The sequence below is a fragment of the Marinactinospora thermotolerans DSM 45154 genome, from assembly GCF_900167435.1.
GTDB lineage: Bacteria > Actinomycetota > Actinomycetes > Streptosporangiales > Streptosporangiaceae > Marinactinospora > Marinactinospora thermotolerans.
The window spans coordinates 394,469-411,507 of record NZ_FUWS01000002.1; the positions used below are offsets into that span (position 1 = coordinate 394,469).

Here is a 17,039-nt window from a genome sequence, read left to right on the forward strand (position 1 = left end):
GGCGAGGACCGCGCGAGGCGGCCGGATCCCCGCGACGAGACTCGCGGGGATCCTCTGCCGGCGTGGATCAGGCGGGCAGGCCCAGTTCGCGGGCGATGAGCATGCGCTGCACCTCGCTGGTGCCCTCGCCGATCTCCAGGATCTTGGCGTCGCGGTAGAAACGGCCCACCGCGTAGTCGTTCATGAAGCCGTATCCGCCGAAGACCTGGGTGGCGTCGCGGGCGTTGTCCATCGCGGCGTTGGAGGCCACCAGCTTGGCGATCGCCGCCTGCTTCTTGAACGGCTCGCCCGCGAGCATGCGCGCCGCGGCGTCGTAGTAGGCCAGCCGCGCGGTGTGCGCCCGGGCCTCCATGTCGGCGATCTTGAACTGGATCGCCTGGTAGTGGCCGATGTGCCGGCCGAACGCCTCACGCTCGGCCGCGTAGCGCAGGCTCTCGTCCACGCACCCCTGGGCCAGGCCCACCGACAGCGCCGCGATCGCGATCCGCCCCTCGTCGAGGATGCGCAGGAACTGGGCGTAGCCGCGGCCGCGCTCGCCGACCAGGTTCTCCTCGGGCACCCGGCAGTCCTCGAACACCAGCTCGTTGGTGTCGGAGGCGTTCCAGCCGACCTTCGAGTAGTGCTGCCCCACGGAGAACCCGGGCGTTCCCGCGGGCACCAGGATCGCCGAGATCTCGGGCCGGCCGTCGGGGCGTCGTCCGGTGACCGCCGTGACCGTGACCAGGGCGGTGATGTCGGTGCCGGAGTTGGTGATGAACGACTTCGTCCCGTTGACGACCCAGTGGCCCTCTTCCAGCCGCGCCGTGGTGCGGGTGGCGCCGGCGTCGGATCCGCCCCCGGGCTCGGTCAGGCCGAACGCGCCCAGTGCCTCGCCCGAGCACAGCCGGGGCAGCCAGGTCTTCTTCTGCTCGGCCGAACCGAACCGGAAGATCGGCATCGCGCCCAGCGAGACGCCGGCCTCCAGGGTGATCGCGACGGAGGAGTCGACCCTGGCCAGTTCCTCCAAGGCCAGGCACAACGCGAAGTAGTCGCCGCCCATGCCCCCGTACTCCTCGGGGAAGGGCAGGCCGAACAGTCCCATCTCGCCCATGCGGGCGACGATCTCGTAGGGGAACTCGCCTCGCTCGTAGTGGCCGGCGATCACGGGCGCGACGACCTCGTGGGCGAACGCCTCGACGCTGCGGCGCAGCTCCTCGTACTCTTCCGACAGCCGGTGGCTCACGCTGACTCCTCTTCGCTCCTGGTGACGGCCCCGTCCCCGGCGGGATCGCCCGCGGGAGAGGCGGTGATGACGGCCAGGACGGCGTCCATGGCCACGGACTGCCCGGGGCGCGCCGGCAGCGCGGTGACCACCCCGTCGATCGGCGCGGTGACGGCGTGCTCCATCTTCATCGCCTCGACCACCACCACCGGGGCGCCGGCCGTCACGGAGTCGCCCTCCGCCACGGCCACCGAGAGCACGGTCCCCGGCATGGGGCTCCGCAGGGTCCCGTCGCCCGCGCCCTCACCCGCGCGGGTCGGTGCGAGCAGCGTCTCCTCGTGCAGCCGCCAGGTGGCGCCCTCACGGCCCAGCCACAGCACCTCCCCCTCCAGCGCGCGTGAGAAGCGCAGGGACAGCCCGCCGTAGGTGAGGGTGAGGGAGCGGCCGCCCGCGCCGCGTGACGCGCTCGCCCGTACCGGCGCGCCGTCACCGACACGCACCTCGAAGCGGCGCCCCACGCCGTCGCGGCGACGCACCCGGACCGCGACGGGGTCCGCGCCGGGGGCGCGCAATCGCCACGTCGTCCACGCGGGGCCGCCGATCCGCCAGCCGTCGGGGACGTCGAAGCGGTCCACGACGGGGCCGGAGGGCTCCAAGGCGAGCTGACGGTCCAGGGCCGCGGCCGCGTAGACGGCGTCGGGGACCTCCCGCTCGCCGGCGGTGAGCTCCGCGCGGACCCGTTCGGTCAGGCCGGTGTCCAGCCGGCCCGCGGCGACCTCGGGGTGGCCCAGCAGGCGGCGCAGGAACGCGACGTTGGTGTCGCACCCCAGCAGCCCGTAACCCGCCAGAGCGGTGTCCATGCGGCGCAGCGCGGCGCCGCGGTCGGGTCCCCAGGTGATGACCTTGGCGAGCATCGGGTCATAGGCCGAGGTGATCCGCGCGCCTTCGGCCAGACCGGAGTCGACGCGCACGTCCTCGCCCGCGGGTTCCTCCAACAGCAGCGCGCTGCCGCCCGTGGGCAGGAAACCGCGCGCGGGGTCCTCGGCGTAGACCCGGCTCTCCACCGCGTGTCCAGCGAAACCGATGTCGGCCTGCGAGAAGGGCAACGGCTCGCCCATGGCGACACGCACCTGGAGCTCGACCAGGTCGACCCCGCGCACACCGCCGATGGTCACGACCTCCTCGGTGACGGGGTGCTCGACCTGGAGCCGGGTGTTCATCTCCAGGAAGGCGTACTCGCCGCTGCCCGTGCCCGAGACGATGAACTCCACCGTCCCCGCGCCTACGTAGCCGCAGGACTTGGCGGCGGCCACGGCCGCGCCGCCCATCGCCGCGCGCAGGTCCGCGTCGAGCAGGGGGGAGGGGGCCTCCTCGACGATCTTCTGGTGCCGTCGCTGGAGGCTGCACTCCCGTTCGCCGAGGTGGACGACGTTGCCGTGGGCGTCGGCGAGCACCTGCACCTCGATGTGGCGGGGACGCTCCACGAACCGTTCCACCAGGAGGGTGGCGTCACCGAAGGAGGCGAGAGCCTCCCTGCGCGCAGCTGCGGCGGCGCTCGCCAGCTCCGACGGGTCGCCCACCAGGCGCATGCCCTTGCCGCCGCCCCCGGCCGACGGCTTGATCAGCAACGGGTACCCGACGCGCTGGGCCGCGGCCACGAGCTCCCCGTCGTCCATGGGCCGCCCGGCCTCCTCGGCGAAGCCGGGCAGGAGCGGGACCCCCGCCGTGGCGACGGTCCGCTTGGCGCGGATCTTGTCGCCCATCGCCTCGATCGCCTCCGGAGGTGGACCGATGAAGGTCAGTCCCGCGTCGGCGCAGGCGCGGGCGAACGCGGCGTTCTCCGAGAGGAACCCGTAACCGGGGTGGACCATGGTGGCCCCGGTGGCCGTGGCCGCGGCGATGATGGCCGCGCCGTCGAGGTAACCGCCCGCGGGGCCGTCCCCGGCCAACCGCACCGCGCTGTCGGCGGCGCGCACGTGCCGGGCGCCGGCGTCGTCGTCGCTGTGCACCGCGACCGAGCGCATCCCCAGCCGGCGCAGCGTGCGCATGATCCGCACCGCGATCTCGCCCCGGTTGGCGACGAGCACGACCGGGGCGGCGCCCGTGCCGCCGCGGACCGCGGGGTGGGGGGTCCCGGTGGGCTCGGCCCCGTCGATCATCTGTGACTCCGTCCCGCTGACCATCACTGCCTCACATCCGGAAGACGCCGTAACCGACCGGTTCCAGCGGTGCGTGTCGCGCCGCGGCCAGGGCGAGCCCGAGCACGGTACGGGTGTCGACGGGGTCGATGATCCCGTCGTCCCATAGCCGGGCGGTGGAGTGGTAGGGGTTGCCCTCACGCTCGTACTGTTCGCGGATGGGGGCCTTGAACTCCTCTTCGGCCTCGGCGTCCCACTCCTCGCCGCGCGCGGCCATCTGGTCGCGGCGCACGGTCGCCAGGACCGAGGCGGCCTGCTCGCCCCCCATCACCGAGATCCGGGCGTTGGGCCACATCCACAGGAACCGGGGGGAGTAGGCCCGGCCGCACATGCTGTAGTTCCCGGCTCCGAAGGAGCCCCCGATGACCACCGTGAACTTGGGGACCCGCGCGCAGGCGACGGCGGTGACCATCTTCGCGCCGTGCTTGGCGATACCACCGGCCTCGTAGTCGCGGCCGACCATGAAACCGGAGATGTTCTGCAGGAAGACCAGCGGGATGGAACGGCGGTCGCACAGTTCGATGAAGTGCGCGCCCTTGAGCGCGGACTCGGAGAACAGGATGCCGTTGTTGGCGACGATGCCGACGGGGTGGCCGTGGATGTGGGCGAAGCCGGTCACCAGCGTCGTCCCGTACTCCGCCTTGAATTCGGTGAACTCGCTGGCGTCGACGACGCGCGCGATCACCTCGCGGACGTCGTAGGGGGTGCGCGTGTCGGCGGGGATCACCCCGTACAGCTCCTCGGGATCGGCCGCAGGAGGGCGCGCGGGGAGCTGTTCCCAGGCGGGCGCGGGGCGCGGACCGAGGGTGGAGACGATCCGCCGGACGATCTCCAGCGCGTGCGCGTCGTCCTCGGCCAGGTGGTCGGCGACTCCGGAGACGCGCGTGTGCAGGTCGCCGCCGCCCAGCTCCTCGGCCGTGACCACCTCGCCGGTGGCGGCCTTGACCAGGGGAGGACCGCCGAGGAAGATCGTCCCCTGGTCGCGGACGATGACGGCCTCGTCGCTCATGGCGGGGACGTAGGCGCCGCCGGCCGTGCACGAGCCGAGCACGGCCGCGATCTGGGCGATGCCCAGCCGGGACATGGTGGCCTGGTTGTAGAAGATCCGTCCGAAGTGCTCGCGGTCGGGGAACACCTCGTCCTGCATCGGGAGGAACGCGCCGCCGGAGTCGGCCAGGTAGACGCACGGCAGGTGGTTGTGCAGGGCCACCTCCTGGGCGCGCAGGTGCTTTTTGACCGTCATCGGGTAGTAGCTGCCGCCCTTGACGGTGGCGTCGTTGGCGACCACCACGACCTCGCGGCCCTGGATGCGGCCCACCCCGGTGATGATGCCGGCGGCGGGAGCGTCGTGGCCGTCGGCCCCGTACATGCCGAAGGCGGCCAGGGGGGAGAGTTCGAGGAAGGGCGATCCGGGGTCCAGGAGCGCGTCCACGCGGTCGCGCGGCAGGAGCTTGCCGCGCTCGACGTGGCGGGCGCGGGCCTTCTCCGGCCCGCCGGCCGCGGCCGTCGTGATCCGCTCCCGTAGTTCGGCCGCCAGCGCGCGGTTGACCTCGGCGTTGGCCTGGAAGGCCGCGCCGGTGGTGTCGACCGCCGAGGTGAGCACGGGTGCCCTGCTCATGGGTTCCCCTCTGGTCGCGAGATGTTAATGACCGCTAACATGGTCGATGTTAATGATCGTTAACAGCCGTGTCCAGGGTCACGGTAGGGGGAGGATCCCCGAGGCGGGAGGGACGATGGCCATCGACCACGTTGGGGCCGGCCGGACCGGTCGCCGTGACGCGATCCTGCGCGCCGCCGCCGACCTGTTCGCCGCGCGGGGCTTCCACGGGGTCTCCATCGAGGAGCTGGGGCGCGCGGTCGGCACCAGCGGCCCCGCCCTGTACCGGCACTTCCCCGGCAAGGAGGCCCTGCTGGCCGCCATGCTGCTAGACATCAGCGAGCGCCTGGCCGCCGACGGCGCCGCCCACGTCGCCGCGGCCCACTCGCCCGAGGACGCCCTGGACCGGCTGCTGCGCGGCCACATCGCCTTCGCGCTGGGCGAGCCCGCCCTCATCACCGTCCACGATCGCGAACTGGGCAACGTGCCCGAGCCGCAACGGCGGCGGGTCCGCCGGCTCCAACGGGGCTACGTCGAACAGTGGGTCGACGTCCTCGCCCGGCTGCGCCCCGGCGTCTCCGCGGAAGAGCTGCGCGCCGCCGTGCACGCGACCTTCGGCCTGCTCAACTCCACCCCGCACAGCGCCGGCCGCCTCCCCTCCGGCCGCATGGCCGACCTGCTCCTGGCCATGGGACGCGCCGCGCTGCTCGCCTCCGCGCGCCCCGGGGGATGACCCGCGCCCACCCTCCCGGGCGCGATCGCGTCACGTTTGAGTGGTGGGCGCCAGGGCAGCGGAGCCGTGAACCTGAACCGCCCGGCGCCCGTGGCACAGGGCGCGGATGACGCCGGGCCGTCTTCGAGGGGGAGTGGTTCGACGATGGCACGGCCTCGCATCGTGGTGGTCGGAGCCGGTTTCGCGGGGCTGAACGCGCTGCGCCGGATGGAGCGGCGCATCCCCAAGGACGCGGCGGAACTGGTCCTCATCACACCCAACGACTACATGCTCTACCAGCCGTTGCTGCCCCAGGTCGCCTCCGGGCTGCTGACCCCGCAGTCGATCGCGGTTTCGCTGCACCGGCTGCTGCGCCGGACCAAGATGGTCCCCGGGGCCGCCATCGGTGTCGACACCAAGTCGCGCACCGTCGTGGCGCGCAAGATCTCCGGCGAGACCACCTACGTCCCCTACGACCGTTTGGTGCTTGTCCCGGGAAGCAACACCAGGGTCTTCGACATCCCCGGGCTCATCCAGCACGGACGGGGCAACAAGAACCTCGCCGAGGCCGTCTACCTGCGTGACCACGTGCTCGCCCAGCTCGAGCTGGCCAATGCCAGCGACGATCCGCAGGAACGCGAGGAACGTTGCACCTTCCTCGTCGTCGGTGGCGGTTACACCGGCGTCGAGACGGCGGCGTCACTGGAGCTGCTGTGCGAGGAGGCGTGCAAGCGCTACCCACGGCTGCGCGAGTCCATCAGCTGGCACCTCATCGACATCGCGCCCAGGCTGATGCCCGAGCTCGGCGAGAGCCTGGGCGACGCGGCGATGAACCTGCTCAGACAGCGCGGCGTGCAGGTGTCCCTGGGGGTGAGCGTCAAGGAGGCCACCGAGGACAAGGTCACGCTGACCGACGACCGCGTGCTGCCCTGCCGCACCCTGATCTGGACCGCGGGCACCTCGCCCAGCCCCTTGATGGAGGCGACCGGCCTGGCCACGAACAAGGGCAAGCTCGTCGTGGGCGCGGACCTGGCCGTGCCCGGCAGCCCCGAGATCCTGGCCGCCGGCGACTCCGCCGCCGTCCCCGACCTGAGCAAGGACGAGGAGGGGGCGCTGTGCCCGCCCACCGCGCAGCACGCCATGCGGCAGGGGCACCTCCTCGCCGACAACGTCATCGCCTCGCTGCTGGGACAGCCCCTGCAGGAGTACCGGCACAAGGACCTGGGCCTGCTGGTCGACCTCAGCGGGCGCGACGCGGTGGCCCGTCCCCTGGGCAAGGAGATCACGGGTCTTCCGGCGCTGGGCATCACCCGCGCCTACCACCTGTACGCGCTGCCCTCGGGACCCGGCCGGGCACGGGTCGCGACCAACTGGGCGATCCGGGCCCTGCTCGGCGGTGAGGTGTCGCGGCTGGGCTTCCTCAACCGCAAGATCGACACCCTGGTCGATCCGGAGGAGACGTCGCAGTACCTGGACCAGGACCAGGTGCGCCAGCAGGTGGAGATGGCGCGCGGAGCGGTATGACCGCCCATCGCCACGCCGCGGGGTGGACGCAAGTGCGCGTCCACCCCGCGGCGCGCGGGGGAGGGGAGAGGATCAGGCGACGATCTCGTAACCGGCCTCGGCGACGGCCGCGTCGAGCTGCTCGCGGGACAGCGGCCCCTCGCTGTCGACGGTGACCCGCCCGCTCTCCAGGTCGACGTCCACGGACGTCACACCCGGCAGGGCGCCGACCTCCTCCTTCACGGACGCGACGCAGTGCCCGCAGGTCATGCCGCTGACGGTGATCGTGGTGCTGGTAGCCATGGCGTTCCCGTTTCCGTAGTGTGACGACGTGTCAGAGGTCAGGAGCGGACCAACCGGGCGATGGCCTCCGACGCCTCGCGCACCTTCTCCTCGGCCTCGTCGCCGCCATTGGCGACGGCGTGGGCGACGCAGTGCTTGAGGTGCTCATCCAGCAGTGACAGCGCGAACGAGCGCAGTGCCTTGTTCACCGCCGACGTCTGGGTGAGGATGTCGATGCAGTAGGAGTCGTCCTCGACCATCCGTTGCAGCCCACGGACCTGGCCCTCGATCCGGCGCAGCCGGTTGAGATGCTTCTGCTTGTTGTCGTGGTAGCCGTAGGTGGCCATGCCGGCGTCCCCCTGGGTCCTCTGTGCTTCCTCGGCCAATGATACCCCCTCTGGGTATTTCCAGCGGTGTGCTCCGGGCCCCCGGTGCGTGACCGGCCGGCGCGCGTGGCCGCGGCGCGGGGCACGGGAGGGAGCCGTCTCCCTCCGAGTATCGACGCTGATGGGCGTTGTCCGGCAAACAGGGCGAGAGCGGGCGCGGGGAAAGGAACCGGTCCGGCGTGGGTCAGGGGCGCAGACCAAGGCGCCGCAGCTCCAGGTCGGCCAGCCGGGCGATCGTGCGGGCGTCCCCGGTCCGCCAGGCCCCCACGGGGTCGGAGTGGATCTTGAGGAGCCGGCCCGGGGGGACCGAGCCGAGCGCGCGCAACGCCAGCAGTTCGCCGCGGGCCTCCGGAGACATCGCGCGCAGCCGCCGGGCGCCCCCGGCCCGCACGACCCAACGTGCCCGCAGTGGAAGCCAGGTCGCCAGCACGAACAGCAGGGGGATCACCGCGGTCAGCAGCGCCACCACCAGCGCCAGATCGGCGACCGTCTCCTGGAAGCGCTGTCCCGCCTCGCTCAACGCCTCGCCGGAGGTTCCCACGCTGGTGAACGGCTCGCTCAGGGTGTCGCCGATCAGCGGGATCTCGCCGGCGCGTTCCGCGGCCTCGCCCATGTGCGCGCTCAACCCCCCGCCGGCGTCCTCCATCAGCTCCCCCGGCCGGGCCAGACCGCTGAGGGTCTCGTGGAGGGACACCGCCGCCCAGACCCAGCCGGCGATCCAGGCCAGCGCGAGTGTGTCGCTGAGGAACTGGAGGAAGAAGCGCAGGGGGCGGTCCGCATAGAACTTCATCGTGTGCTCCAGGGCGGCGTTGGGGAGGCGGGACGCGCCGTGACGCGCTCCACCGGACGGCGGCTGTCGTCCGGCGGGCCGGGACCTTCCCTCGGTGTGAGCGAGTTAACCTGATCCGTCCCGATAGGTGGTGATGTCTCACCCTTGGTGACCTCGGTCGATGCTTGCCAACCAGGGGGATCGGCACGGAACATGGATCACATGAGCGACGTCAGCAACCGCGACGAGGACATCATCCGGCGCATCGGTGAGCTCGTCACCGAGGAACGCGACCTGAGGGAGCAGCACGAACACCGGCTCACCCCCATGGAACGCCAGCGCATCCGCGACCTGGAGGCCGCGCTCGACCAGTGCTGGGACCTCCTGCGCCAGCGTCGCGCCCAGGAGGAGTTCGGCAAGGACCCCGACACCGCCCAGGTCCGCCCCGCGGCCCAGGTCGAGGAGTACCGGCAGTAGACAGCGGAACCCCGCGCCCCGTCCCGACGTCGAAACAGGCGGTGCGGGATCCTCCCGCGCCCTTCGAGGACGGGAGGACACGTGCTGGAGGTACTCACCGGGACCGGGCTGGCCTCGGCGGCCGGGCTCAACGCCTACGTGCCGTTGCTGGCCGTCGGCCTGCTCGCTCGCTATACCGACCTGCTCCCACTGTCCTCGGGCTGGCAGTGGCTGGAACACCCGGTCGTGCTCGCCGTCTTCGGCCTGCTGCTGGTCGTGGAGATCGTCGCCGACAAGATCCCGGCGGTGGACAGCATCAACGACCTCCTCCAGACGTTCGTGCGCCCCGCCTCGGGCGGCGTCACCTTCGGGGCCGGAGTCTCCGCGGTCACCCCCGGCGACATCGCCGCCGCGGGGGAGGGCCCGTGGTGGCCGGTGCTCTCGGGCATTCTCATCGCCCTGGCCTTCCACGGCCTCAAAGCCCTCGCCCGGCCGGTCCTCAACACGGTCACCGTGGGCGTCGGCGCGCCGGTCGCCAGCACCGCCGAGGACATCGCCAGCGTCGTGCTCGCCCTGCTCGCCGTCGTGGTGCCGATCCTGCTGCTCGTGATCCTGCCGCTGTTCGCCGTTCTCGCGGTGGCGGTCTGGCGGGCCCGTCGCAGACGCGGCGGGGGACGCCGGGCCGGGGAACAGGCAGGACTCACGGGACCGTAGAGTGCAGGACGTGCTTCACAACGCGATCGAACGGCCAGGCGAGATCTCCCACATCGTCTGGGACTGGAACGGCACCCTCCTCAACGACAACCACGCCAACCTCGCCGCGGTCAACCGCGTCTGCGCGGAGTTCGGCCGTGACCCCGTGGACCTGGAGTACTGGCGGGCGAAGTTCCGCCGTCCCCTCCTGGCCTGCTACGAGGAACTGCTGGGGCGGCCCTTCACCGAAGCCGAGTGGGAGCGCGTCAACACCGCCTACGACAGCCACTACCTGGATCTGCTGCCCTCCTGCGACCTGGCCGAGGGGGTGATCGACGTGCTGACGTCATGGCCGGCGACCGGACGCACGCAGTCGCTGCTGTCCATGGCGGGCCACGACCACCTCGTCCCCCTCATCGCGGAGCGGGGGCTGAGCGACCACTTCACCCGCATCGACGGGCGTCGCCGCGACACCGTCCACGACTCCAAGGCCGAACACCTGGTGGAGCACCTGCGCGTCCAGGACATCGACCCCGCGACGGTCGTGCTGATCGGCGACATCGACGACGACGGTCACGCCGCGGTCGAGGCGGGCACCCGCGCGATCCTGGTCGCCTCGGGCCTGATGAGCCGCGACCGCCTGGAGGCCACCGGCCACCCGGTGGTCGACTCCGTCACCGAGGCCGTGGCCCTGCTGCGCGGCTGACCTCCTCCCGGCCCCGACCGTCCACCCGTCGCGATGCGCAGCCGCCAAGGGCGCGGCCGGTCGCGCGGGTCCGCGCGGCCAAAGGGCCGCCCGCGAAGACGGCGCGCCGACGCCGACACGGCAGAGGGGCGGTGCCTATGGCACCGCCCCTCTGCTCGTCGTGGGACGGACGCGGCGCGCCCCCACCCGGGCTAGGCCAGGGCGACCTTGCGGGCGGCCTCGAAACGCTGCTGGACGTCGGCCCAGTTGACGACGTTCCAGAAGGCCTTGACGTAGTCGGCCTTGACGTTCTTGTACTGGAGGTAGAAGGCGTGCTCCCACATGTCGAGCATCAGCAGCGGGTAGGAACCCGCGGCCAGGTTGCCCTGGTGGTCGTAGAGCTGCTCGATGATGAGCTTCTGGCCGAGGATGTCCCAGGCGAGGATGGCCCAGCCCGAACCCTGGATGCCGGTGGCGACCGCGTTGAACTGCGCACGGAACTTGTCGAAGGAGCCGAACGCGTCGTCGATCGCGGCACCCAGCTCGCCCTCGGGCTTGTCGCCACCGTCCGGCGACAGGTTCGGCCAGAAGACGGTGTGGTTGACGTGACCGGCCAGGTTGAACGCGAGGTTCTTCTGGAGCAGGTTGACCTTGCTCAGGTCGTCCTTGTCACGCGCCTCCGCGAGCCCCTCCAGCGCGTCGTTGGCGCCCTTGACGTAGGCCGCGTGGTGCTTGTCGTGGTGCAGCTCCATGATCTGACCGGAGATCCACGGCTCAAGCGCGCTGTAGTCGTAAGGCAGCTCGGGAAGCGAATAGGGCGCGGACATCTACGCACCTTCCTCTGACACGGTTGTGGCTCTGACACGCGAATCGATCGCTTGGGAAAAGCTATCAGCAGGTGCCCCGGCGGACCGGTGTTGCCCTCATGACAGCCGTTGTGGGGAATAACCCGCACCCTGCGCCCTACCCGGCACCGGGCCTCCCATGCGGCGACCGCTCCCGTCCCCACGCGGTCAGGTCGGCGACCAGGGCCGCGCGCACCGGGGGGCACTCCTCCTCGACGACCACGCCGGCCGCCCGCATCACCTCGGGCAGGGCCGGATCCCACGGGCAGGCGGCACCTCCCGGCCCCAGTGGGGGCAGGCGATCGGGGTCGAGCCCGGCCAGGGCCGCGGCGTGGTCGGCGGCCGACATCCGCCACGGACGGGCGCCGGGAAGCCGCAGCACCCGCGTGGCGATGTGCAGGCCGGCCCAGTCGAAGTCGCCGTGGTAGCGCAACCTCGCCCCGGACTCCGCCAGCAGCCGCAGCCAGTCCAAGGCCAGGGTCGAGAACTGTCCGCCGACGCAGACGAGCGGGCAGCGCGCCCCCGCCCGCGCGGCGTACTCCAGGACGAGGGGGTTCTCGCACACGGCGACCACCGTCCCGGGGGTGATCAGGGCGGGCAGTCCCCGGGCGACGCGCAGGTCGTCGCGGTCCAGGTGCAGGGCGTGCCCCAGCCGGACGCGCTCGCCCAGGTTGCGCGCCCAGGGATGGTCCCCGGTGAAGAGCAGGCCACGAGCGGACACCGTGGTGGTGGGGGAGCCGGTGGACACCCCGCAGCGCTCCCACAGGGTCCGCACGTCCTCCGCCCGATCGCTCCAGGACCGCCCGTGGGCGAACGCGGCGGCGCGCAGCACCAACGTCGCCAAGGGGGCGCGCCGCTCCTCCAGCCCGTGGGAGCCGCCCCTCGCCTCGGCGTGGGCGAGCTCGGCCAGGCCCAGGACGGACTCGGCCGGCCGGTCCGGATCCAGGTGGATCCGGGCGAGCACGTCACAGGCGTGGCGGGCGAGCCGGACCCGCTCCGCCGCCGTCTCCTCGGTCAGCCCGCGGGTCAACCAGTCCAGCCACTCCGACGTCCAGGCGGCACCGGCCAGGTCGGTGCGTTCCAACTCGCCGAGAAAGCGTTCGCGCACCCGGGCGGCCCGTTCCCGCCTGACCCGCTTCTGCGCGGGGCGATGGACCAGCGGGGCGCCGCCGGTGTGCTCCGCGATCAGGTCGGCCAGGTCCACGCCGTGCTCGTCGCGCAGCTTCCGGGCCAGCGCGGTCAGGTCCACCCGCACCTGAGCGGGCCGTTCGTCGCGGCCGCGCTCGGCACCGGGGAGCTGCTGGACCACCCCACGGGTCTCGGCGGTGACCGAAACCCCGACCTTCGAGGGGCGGCCGTCCGGGTCGATGCCGGCCCGCCTGCCCTCGACGTGTCGGCGCGCCCGGGTCCAAAACTCCGCGAGTTCGGCCTTGGCGTAGAAGGCGCGCAGGTAGGCGGGCAGCCGCTCGACGGGGGCCGCGGGGGCGCGCCCGGCATCTCCGGCCGGTGGCGCGCCGCTCACGCCGCGCGCTCGAATCCGCTGCCGTTCCACGTCGTGCGGGCGCACGCCACCCCCCAGGCGCCCTTGCGCTTGAGGATGTCGTAGATGTGCATCCGGTCGATCTTCGGCGACACGCCATACCCCGAGGGCCAGGTGATCGCCCAGTCCATGTCGAGGTCCACCAGCAGCTCCAGCAGGCGGGCGATCGTCGGATCGTCCAGTCGCTCGAACGCCTCGTCCAGCAGCACCAGGCGCAGCGGCCCCTCCAGCTCGGTCTCCAGCGCGTCGTAGAACGCGGCGCTGGCCGCGAACAGGGTCACATAGGACACCAGGCGTGTCTCCCCGGAGGAGAGCTGGCGGATCCGACGGTCGCGCGGCTGGCCGTCCGGCCCGGTGTCGTGGATGCGCACCCGGTAGGAGTACCAGCGCCGGTAGTCCAGGGCGCCGGCCAGCACCTCGGCGTAGCCACTGCTGCGCCCCTCGGCCCGGGTCGCGCGGATGCGGTCCATCAGGGCGCGGCGCAGCCGTTCGTTCTCCTCCGGCGTGCGCCGGGCGACGGACTTCTTGGCCAGCGCGAACGCCGAACGCTCGGCCGGATCCAGATCGGGGGCGGGCTCCCACGACAGTTCCACCCGCACGCCCTGGCTGGAGCGGGCGTTCTCCAGCACCGCGTTCATCCGGCGGGTCAGCGACTCGGCCGAACCGATCTGGCGGTGCAGTTCCTCGGCGACGTCGCCGAGCAGGTACTCCTCGAAGATCCGCTCCTCACGGCCGGTGAGGTTGTCCTCGGCGAGGGTCAGGCGTTCGGCGGTGCGCCGCGCGGTCGCCGCGACCGGCGCGGTTCCCGCCTCCTCGCTGACCGCCACGGTCAGCACCCCGCGGGTGCGGTCGGCCTGGACGTCGTGGGTTCCGGCCAGCGCGGTCTGCAACGTCTGGATCCGGCCGAGAAGGTCGCGTTCCAGGGCGGCGGGCTCGCCCGGAGGCGTCTCCCCCTCCAGGGCCGCCGCGATCGCGGCGCGCAACTCGGTCCGGTCGAACGGGGGCTCCTCCGCGCCGGTGGCGGCCTCCCACACACCGGGAACCTCAGCGGTGTCGGTCAGCGCGTCCTCGGCGTCGGCCACGTCGGCCTCGGCCCGGGCGTGCTCCTTCTCCGCGTTCTCCAGGCGTCCCTCGGCGTCGGCCAGGGCCTTGACCCGGTTCTCGACCCGCTCCTGGGCGCCGGGGGCCTTCGAACGCAGACGACGCCGCTCCTCCTCCAGCTGGCGGACCTCCTCCCCGACCTGGCCGGCGTCGCGGCCGAGGGTGGAGCGGAGCTTGGCCAGCGTGGCGTGGGCCTCGGCGTAGCCGCGATGGGCCTCGTGCGCCTGCGCCTCGGCCTGTTCCCGGGCCCGGGCGGCCCGCTCGTGGTCCTGCTGGGAGGCCGTCAGCGAGCGCAGCGCGTCGGGATGGTCACGGCGGAGGAGCTCCCCCATGCGTTCCAGCGCCTCGATCGCGCGGCGGGCGCGCTCGCACAGTTCGCGCAACCCCTCGGCGTCCTCGGTGACACCGAGCTCACCGCAGGCGCGCTGGTGCTCGGAGCGCTCGGCGCCCAACCGGGCCCGGGCCCGCGCGTGCTCGCCCTCCGCGCGCTCGGCCTCGTCGGCGGCGCGCCGCGCCGCCGAACGGCGGGCCTGCGCCTCGAAGTGGGCGCGCAGCACCTCGGCCACCTCCGGGAAGGAGTCCAGGCAGGACTGCCAGGCCCGCTCCAGCTCCTGGGCGGCCCGCAGCGACGCCGCGAACCCCTCCGCCTGTTCGGTCAGCGCGGTGAGTTCCGCCTCCACGGCGGCGATACGGCGGCGACGCGCCAGCTCCCGCGCGCCCGCGCCGATGTGCTCGGCCTCGGACTTGGTGTGGCGCCCGCTGAGAACCCCCGCCCGCCACCGGCCGTCACACCCCACGGAAGGACGCCCGTGCGCGTCGTGGTCCGCCCCGAGGAGGGGGACCGACTCCAGCAACCGCCCCACCAGCTCCTCGGAGACGGGACCGGCGGAGTCCGTCGCGGGCCGCAGCACATCGGCCAGATTGGGACCCTCCACCCGATCGCGTGGCCGCGCCCACACGTCGTCGCCCTCGGACTCGATCCCGCCGTCGGCCCGCACCCACGCGCTGAGCAGGCCCGAAGCGTGCAGGGCGGCCTCCAGGCCGGCCCGGTCCGGCTCCGGCAGGTCGGGGGCGAAGTCGACCAGACGGTAGAAGGGCGCGCCGTGGCGCGGATCGCGCGGCGCGGTGGTCAGCGCCGGCGGCGCGAGCTCCACTTCGACGGCCTCGCGCAACCGGCGCAGTTCCGCCTCCAAACGGCCGCGCTCGGCGTTGACCTGGGCCAGACGCTGCTCGGCGACCACGGCGGCGTGCTGGACGGCGCGCACCCGGGGTTGCAGCGCGGCGCGGGCCTCCCGCTGGGCGTCGCGGAAGCCCTCGGGGTCGGCGATCACCTCCGCCGGCTCGGGCGCCGCGGGCAGCTCGCCGGGCTCGGGCCGGTCGCCCGCGGGCGGTGCCTCCTCACGCCAGCGTCGGACGGCGTGCACCCACTGGTCGGCGACGGCGCGCAACCGCTCCTCGCCCTCCGCGACACGCCGCGCCGCGGACACCGCCTCCTCCGCCGCCGTCGCGGCGCGCTCGCCCAGCCGCTCCACCCGCTCCTCGGCCTCCACCACCTGCTCGGCCCGCGCGCGCAGGGCCGCCAGCACAGGCGCCCGCTCCGCCGCGGCGCGCGCCGCGGCATCAGCGCGTTCGCCGGTCTCCTGCGCCGCGCGTTCCAGCGCGGCGACGTCCAGGCGGGGAGGGAGTTCGCGGTGCAGCTCCTCGGGGCGGGCGTCGGGCTCGGGGGACAGCAGCGCCCGGACGGTCCCGCTCGCCCGCTCCAGGTCGGGCACCAGGCGGGGCAGGGCGCCCAACGTGGCCGGCAGACCGATGGCGCGCAGCTCCTCCCGCGCCCGCTCGGCCTGTGCCGCGACCCCCTCTCCCAGCCGTACCACGCTCGCCGCGGCCCGTCCGATGGCCGCGATCGACTGCTCCTCGGCGGCTCGCAGCTCCCGGGTGTGGCCCAGCGCGCTCTCGACGTGGCTGCGCCGGGAGTCGACGGTGGCGGCCTTGTCCTCCAGATCGCCCAGGGCGCCGTAGGCCGGGGACGCCTTGAGCGCGCTCAGCTCGGTCTCGACCTGCTCGGCGCGTTCGGTCAACGAGTCGCGGTCGAGCCGGGCCTGGACCAGCTCGGCCTCGCTGGCCGCCCGCTCGGTCTCGCGCCTGTCGCGGGCCCGCCGGGCCCGGCCCAACGCCTTCTCGGCGTCCTCCAGCCGGGCGGCGCGGTCGGCCAGGATGCCGCGGGCGTAGGCGCGGTAACCGGTCAGGAACTCCTGGAGCGCGGCGTCGGCCCGGCGCAGCCGGGCCACGTTGCGCCGCACCCCTTCGAGATTGTCCAGCCCGGCCGCGGTGCGCGCGATGACGTCGGGGTCGATCGGCGGCAGGGCGTCGGACAGCAGCTGCTCCAACTGCCCCTGGAGGACCTTCAGGCCGATGTCGGGGTTGCGCAGCGTGCGCTGGAGGTGCAGCAGGTCGGTGTAGCGGTTGCCTCCGGTGATGCCGTAGACCGCGGCGGCGACGCGCTCCTGGAACGCCTCCTGGCCGGCGACGACCGCGCTCTCCCCGATGTGCTCGCGCAACCGGGACTGGCTGATAGGGGTCTGCTGCTCCATGAGCGCGAAGTCCTTGTTCACCCGGGCCGGGGTGATGAACCGCCACGAGTCGCTGACCTGGCGGGACGAGGCGCTCGCCTTCACCCCGATCCCGCAGGTCAAGAACTCCTCCGTGCCGTCGGCGCGCACCCGGCGCAGCTCGATCCAGGCGTAACCGACCCGGGAGCGGCCCGCGGTGTAGTCGTCGAGCATGAGACGGCTCATGCTCACCGTGTCGAAGCCCTTGCACCCCATGTTGCGCAGATCCCCGTCCAGGCACAGCGGGAGCAGCAGCTCCAGGGTGCGCGACTTGCCCGAACCGTTGGTGCCCTTCAGGATCACCCGGCCACCGGACAGGTCGAACTCCTCCTCGGCGTACTGCCAGATGTTGACCACGCCACCGCGGTGCAGTCGCCAGCGTTCGCGAAGGTCGGCTCGGCCGTCCACGTCTTGATCCTCACGTCTCTCGGAAAAGGGATGGGGGCGAGGCCCCGCGGGGGC

At 73.0% G+C, this 17,039-nt stretch carries 14 protein-coding genes; 5 read left to right on the forward strand and 9 right to left on the reverse strand.

Annotation, left to right across the window (positions count from 1 at the left end; all coding sequences use genetic code 11):
• Positions 1-67: 67 nt before the first annotated feature.
• From B5D66_RS04750 to B5D66_RS04760, 3 genes are read right to left on the reverse strand one after another with little or no spacing between them, the layout of a single operon-like run.
• Positions 68-1,222 carry an acyl-CoA dehydrogenase family protein gene (locus B5D66_RS04750; RefSeq protein WP_078760356.1) on the reverse strand — a complete coding sequence of 385 codons (1,155 nt, stop codon included), beginning with the start codon at positions 1,220-1,222 and terminating at the stop codon, positions 68-70.
• Positions 1,219-3,360, reverse strand: coding sequence for an acetyl/propionyl/methylcrotonyl-CoA carboxylase subunit alpha (locus B5D66_RS04755; protein ID WP_078760357.1), 2,142 nt, complete (start codon positions 3,358-3,360; stop codon positions 1,219-1,221). The genes B5D66_RS04750 and B5D66_RS04755 overlap by 4 nt, the downstream gene beginning before the upstream one ends.
• Positions 3,361-3,391: 31 nt before the next feature.
• Positions 3,392-5,002: a carboxyl transferase domain-containing protein gene (locus B5D66_RS04760; RefSeq protein WP_078760358.1), complete on the reverse strand. Its 1,611-nt coding sequence runs from the start codon at positions 5,000-5,002 to the stop codon at positions 3,392-3,394.
• Between the two features lie 130 nt (positions 5,003-5,132).
• Between B5D66_RS04760 and B5D66_RS04765 the strand changes: the two genes are divergently transcribed.
• Both B5D66_RS04765 and B5D66_RS04770 read left to right on the forward strand, forming a co-directional pair.
• Positions 5,133-5,729 (forward strand): SACE_7040 family transcriptional regulator, encoded by a 597-nt coding sequence (locus B5D66_RS04765; RefSeq protein WP_078760359.1) that lies wholly within the window; start codon positions 5,133-5,135, stop codon positions 5,727-5,729.
• Positions 5,730-5,873: 144 nt separating this feature from the next.
• Positions 5,874-7,232 carry an NAD(P)/FAD-dependent oxidoreductase gene (locus B5D66_RS04770; RefSeq protein ID WP_078760360.1) on the forward strand — a complete coding sequence of 453 codons (1,359 nt, stop codon included), beginning with the start codon at positions 5,874-5,876 and terminating at the stop codon, positions 7,230-7,232.
• Positions 7,233-7,304: 72 nt separating this feature from the next.
• Here B5D66_RS04770 and B5D66_RS04775 read toward each other — a convergent pair whose 3' ends face one another.
• From B5D66_RS04775 to B5D66_RS04785, 3 genes are all read right to left on the reverse strand, one after another.
• A complete protein-coding gene (locus B5D66_RS04775; RefSeq protein ID WP_078760361.1) occupies positions 7,305-7,514 on the reverse strand; it encodes a heavy-metal-associated domain-containing protein in 210 nt (69 codons plus the stop codon).
• Positions 7,515-7,552: 38 nt separating this feature from the next.
• On the reverse strand, positions 7,553-7,840 hold the full coding sequence (locus B5D66_RS04780) for a metal-sensitive transcriptional regulator (RefSeq protein ID WP_078760362.1): 288 nt from the start codon (positions 7,838-7,840) through the stop codon (positions 7,553-7,555).
• Positions 7,841-8,063: 223 nt separating this feature from the next.
• The gene (locus tag B5D66_RS04785) at positions 8,064-8,669 is read right to left on the reverse strand and encodes a hypothetical protein (protein ID WP_078760363.1); all 606 of its coding nucleotides are present in this window, start codon (positions 8,667-8,669) and stop codon (positions 8,064-8,066) included.
• Positions 8,670-8,870: 201 nt separating this feature from the next.
• On the opposite strand from B5D66_RS04785, the gene B5D66_RS04790 reads away from it, so the two are divergent.
• The 3 genes from B5D66_RS04790 (at position 8,871) to B5D66_RS04800 (ending at position 10,503) form a co-directional block, all read left to right on the forward strand.
• Positions 8,871-9,125, forward strand: coding sequence for a DUF2630 family protein (locus B5D66_RS04790; protein WP_078760364.1), 255 nt, complete (start codon positions 8,871-8,873; stop codon positions 9,123-9,125).
• An 81-nt stretch (positions 9,126-9,206) separates the two neighbouring features.
• Positions 9,207-9,818, forward strand: coding sequence for a DUF4126 domain-containing protein (locus tag B5D66_RS04795; RefSeq protein ID WP_078760365.1), 612 nt, complete (start codon positions 9,207-9,209; stop codon positions 9,816-9,818).
• Between the two features lie 10 nt (positions 9,819-9,828).
• Entirely contained in the window at positions 9,829-10,503 is a 675-nt protein-coding gene (locus B5D66_RS04800; protein ID WP_078760546.1) for an HAD family hydrolase, read from the forward strand.
• A gap of 191 nt (positions 10,504-10,694) precedes the next feature.
• Here B5D66_RS04800 and B5D66_RS04805 read toward each other — a convergent pair whose 3' ends face one another.
• The 3 genes from B5D66_RS04805 to B5D66_RS04820 form a co-directional block, all read right to left on the reverse strand.
• The gene (locus B5D66_RS04805) at positions 10,695-11,309 is read right to left on the reverse strand and encodes a superoxide dismutase (protein WP_078760366.1); all 615 of its coding nucleotides are present in this window, start codon (positions 11,307-11,309) and stop codon (positions 10,695-10,697) included.
• 136 nt (positions 11,310-11,445) lie between these two features.
• Positions 11,446-12,849 carry a DUF2399 domain-containing protein gene (locus B5D66_RS24930; protein WP_159457214.1) on the reverse strand — a complete coding sequence of 468 codons (1,404 nt, stop codon included), beginning with the start codon at positions 12,847-12,849 and terminating at the stop codon, positions 11,446-11,448.
• Positions 12,846-16,985, reverse strand: a complete 4,140-nt coding sequence (locus B5D66_RS04820) for a TIGR02680 family protein (protein WP_078760368.1) — start codon at positions 16,983-16,985, stop codon at positions 12,846-12,848. Before B5D66_RS04820 ends, B5D66_RS24930 begins: the two co-directional genes overlap by 4 nt.
• Positions 16,986-17,039 lie beyond the last annotated feature (54 nt).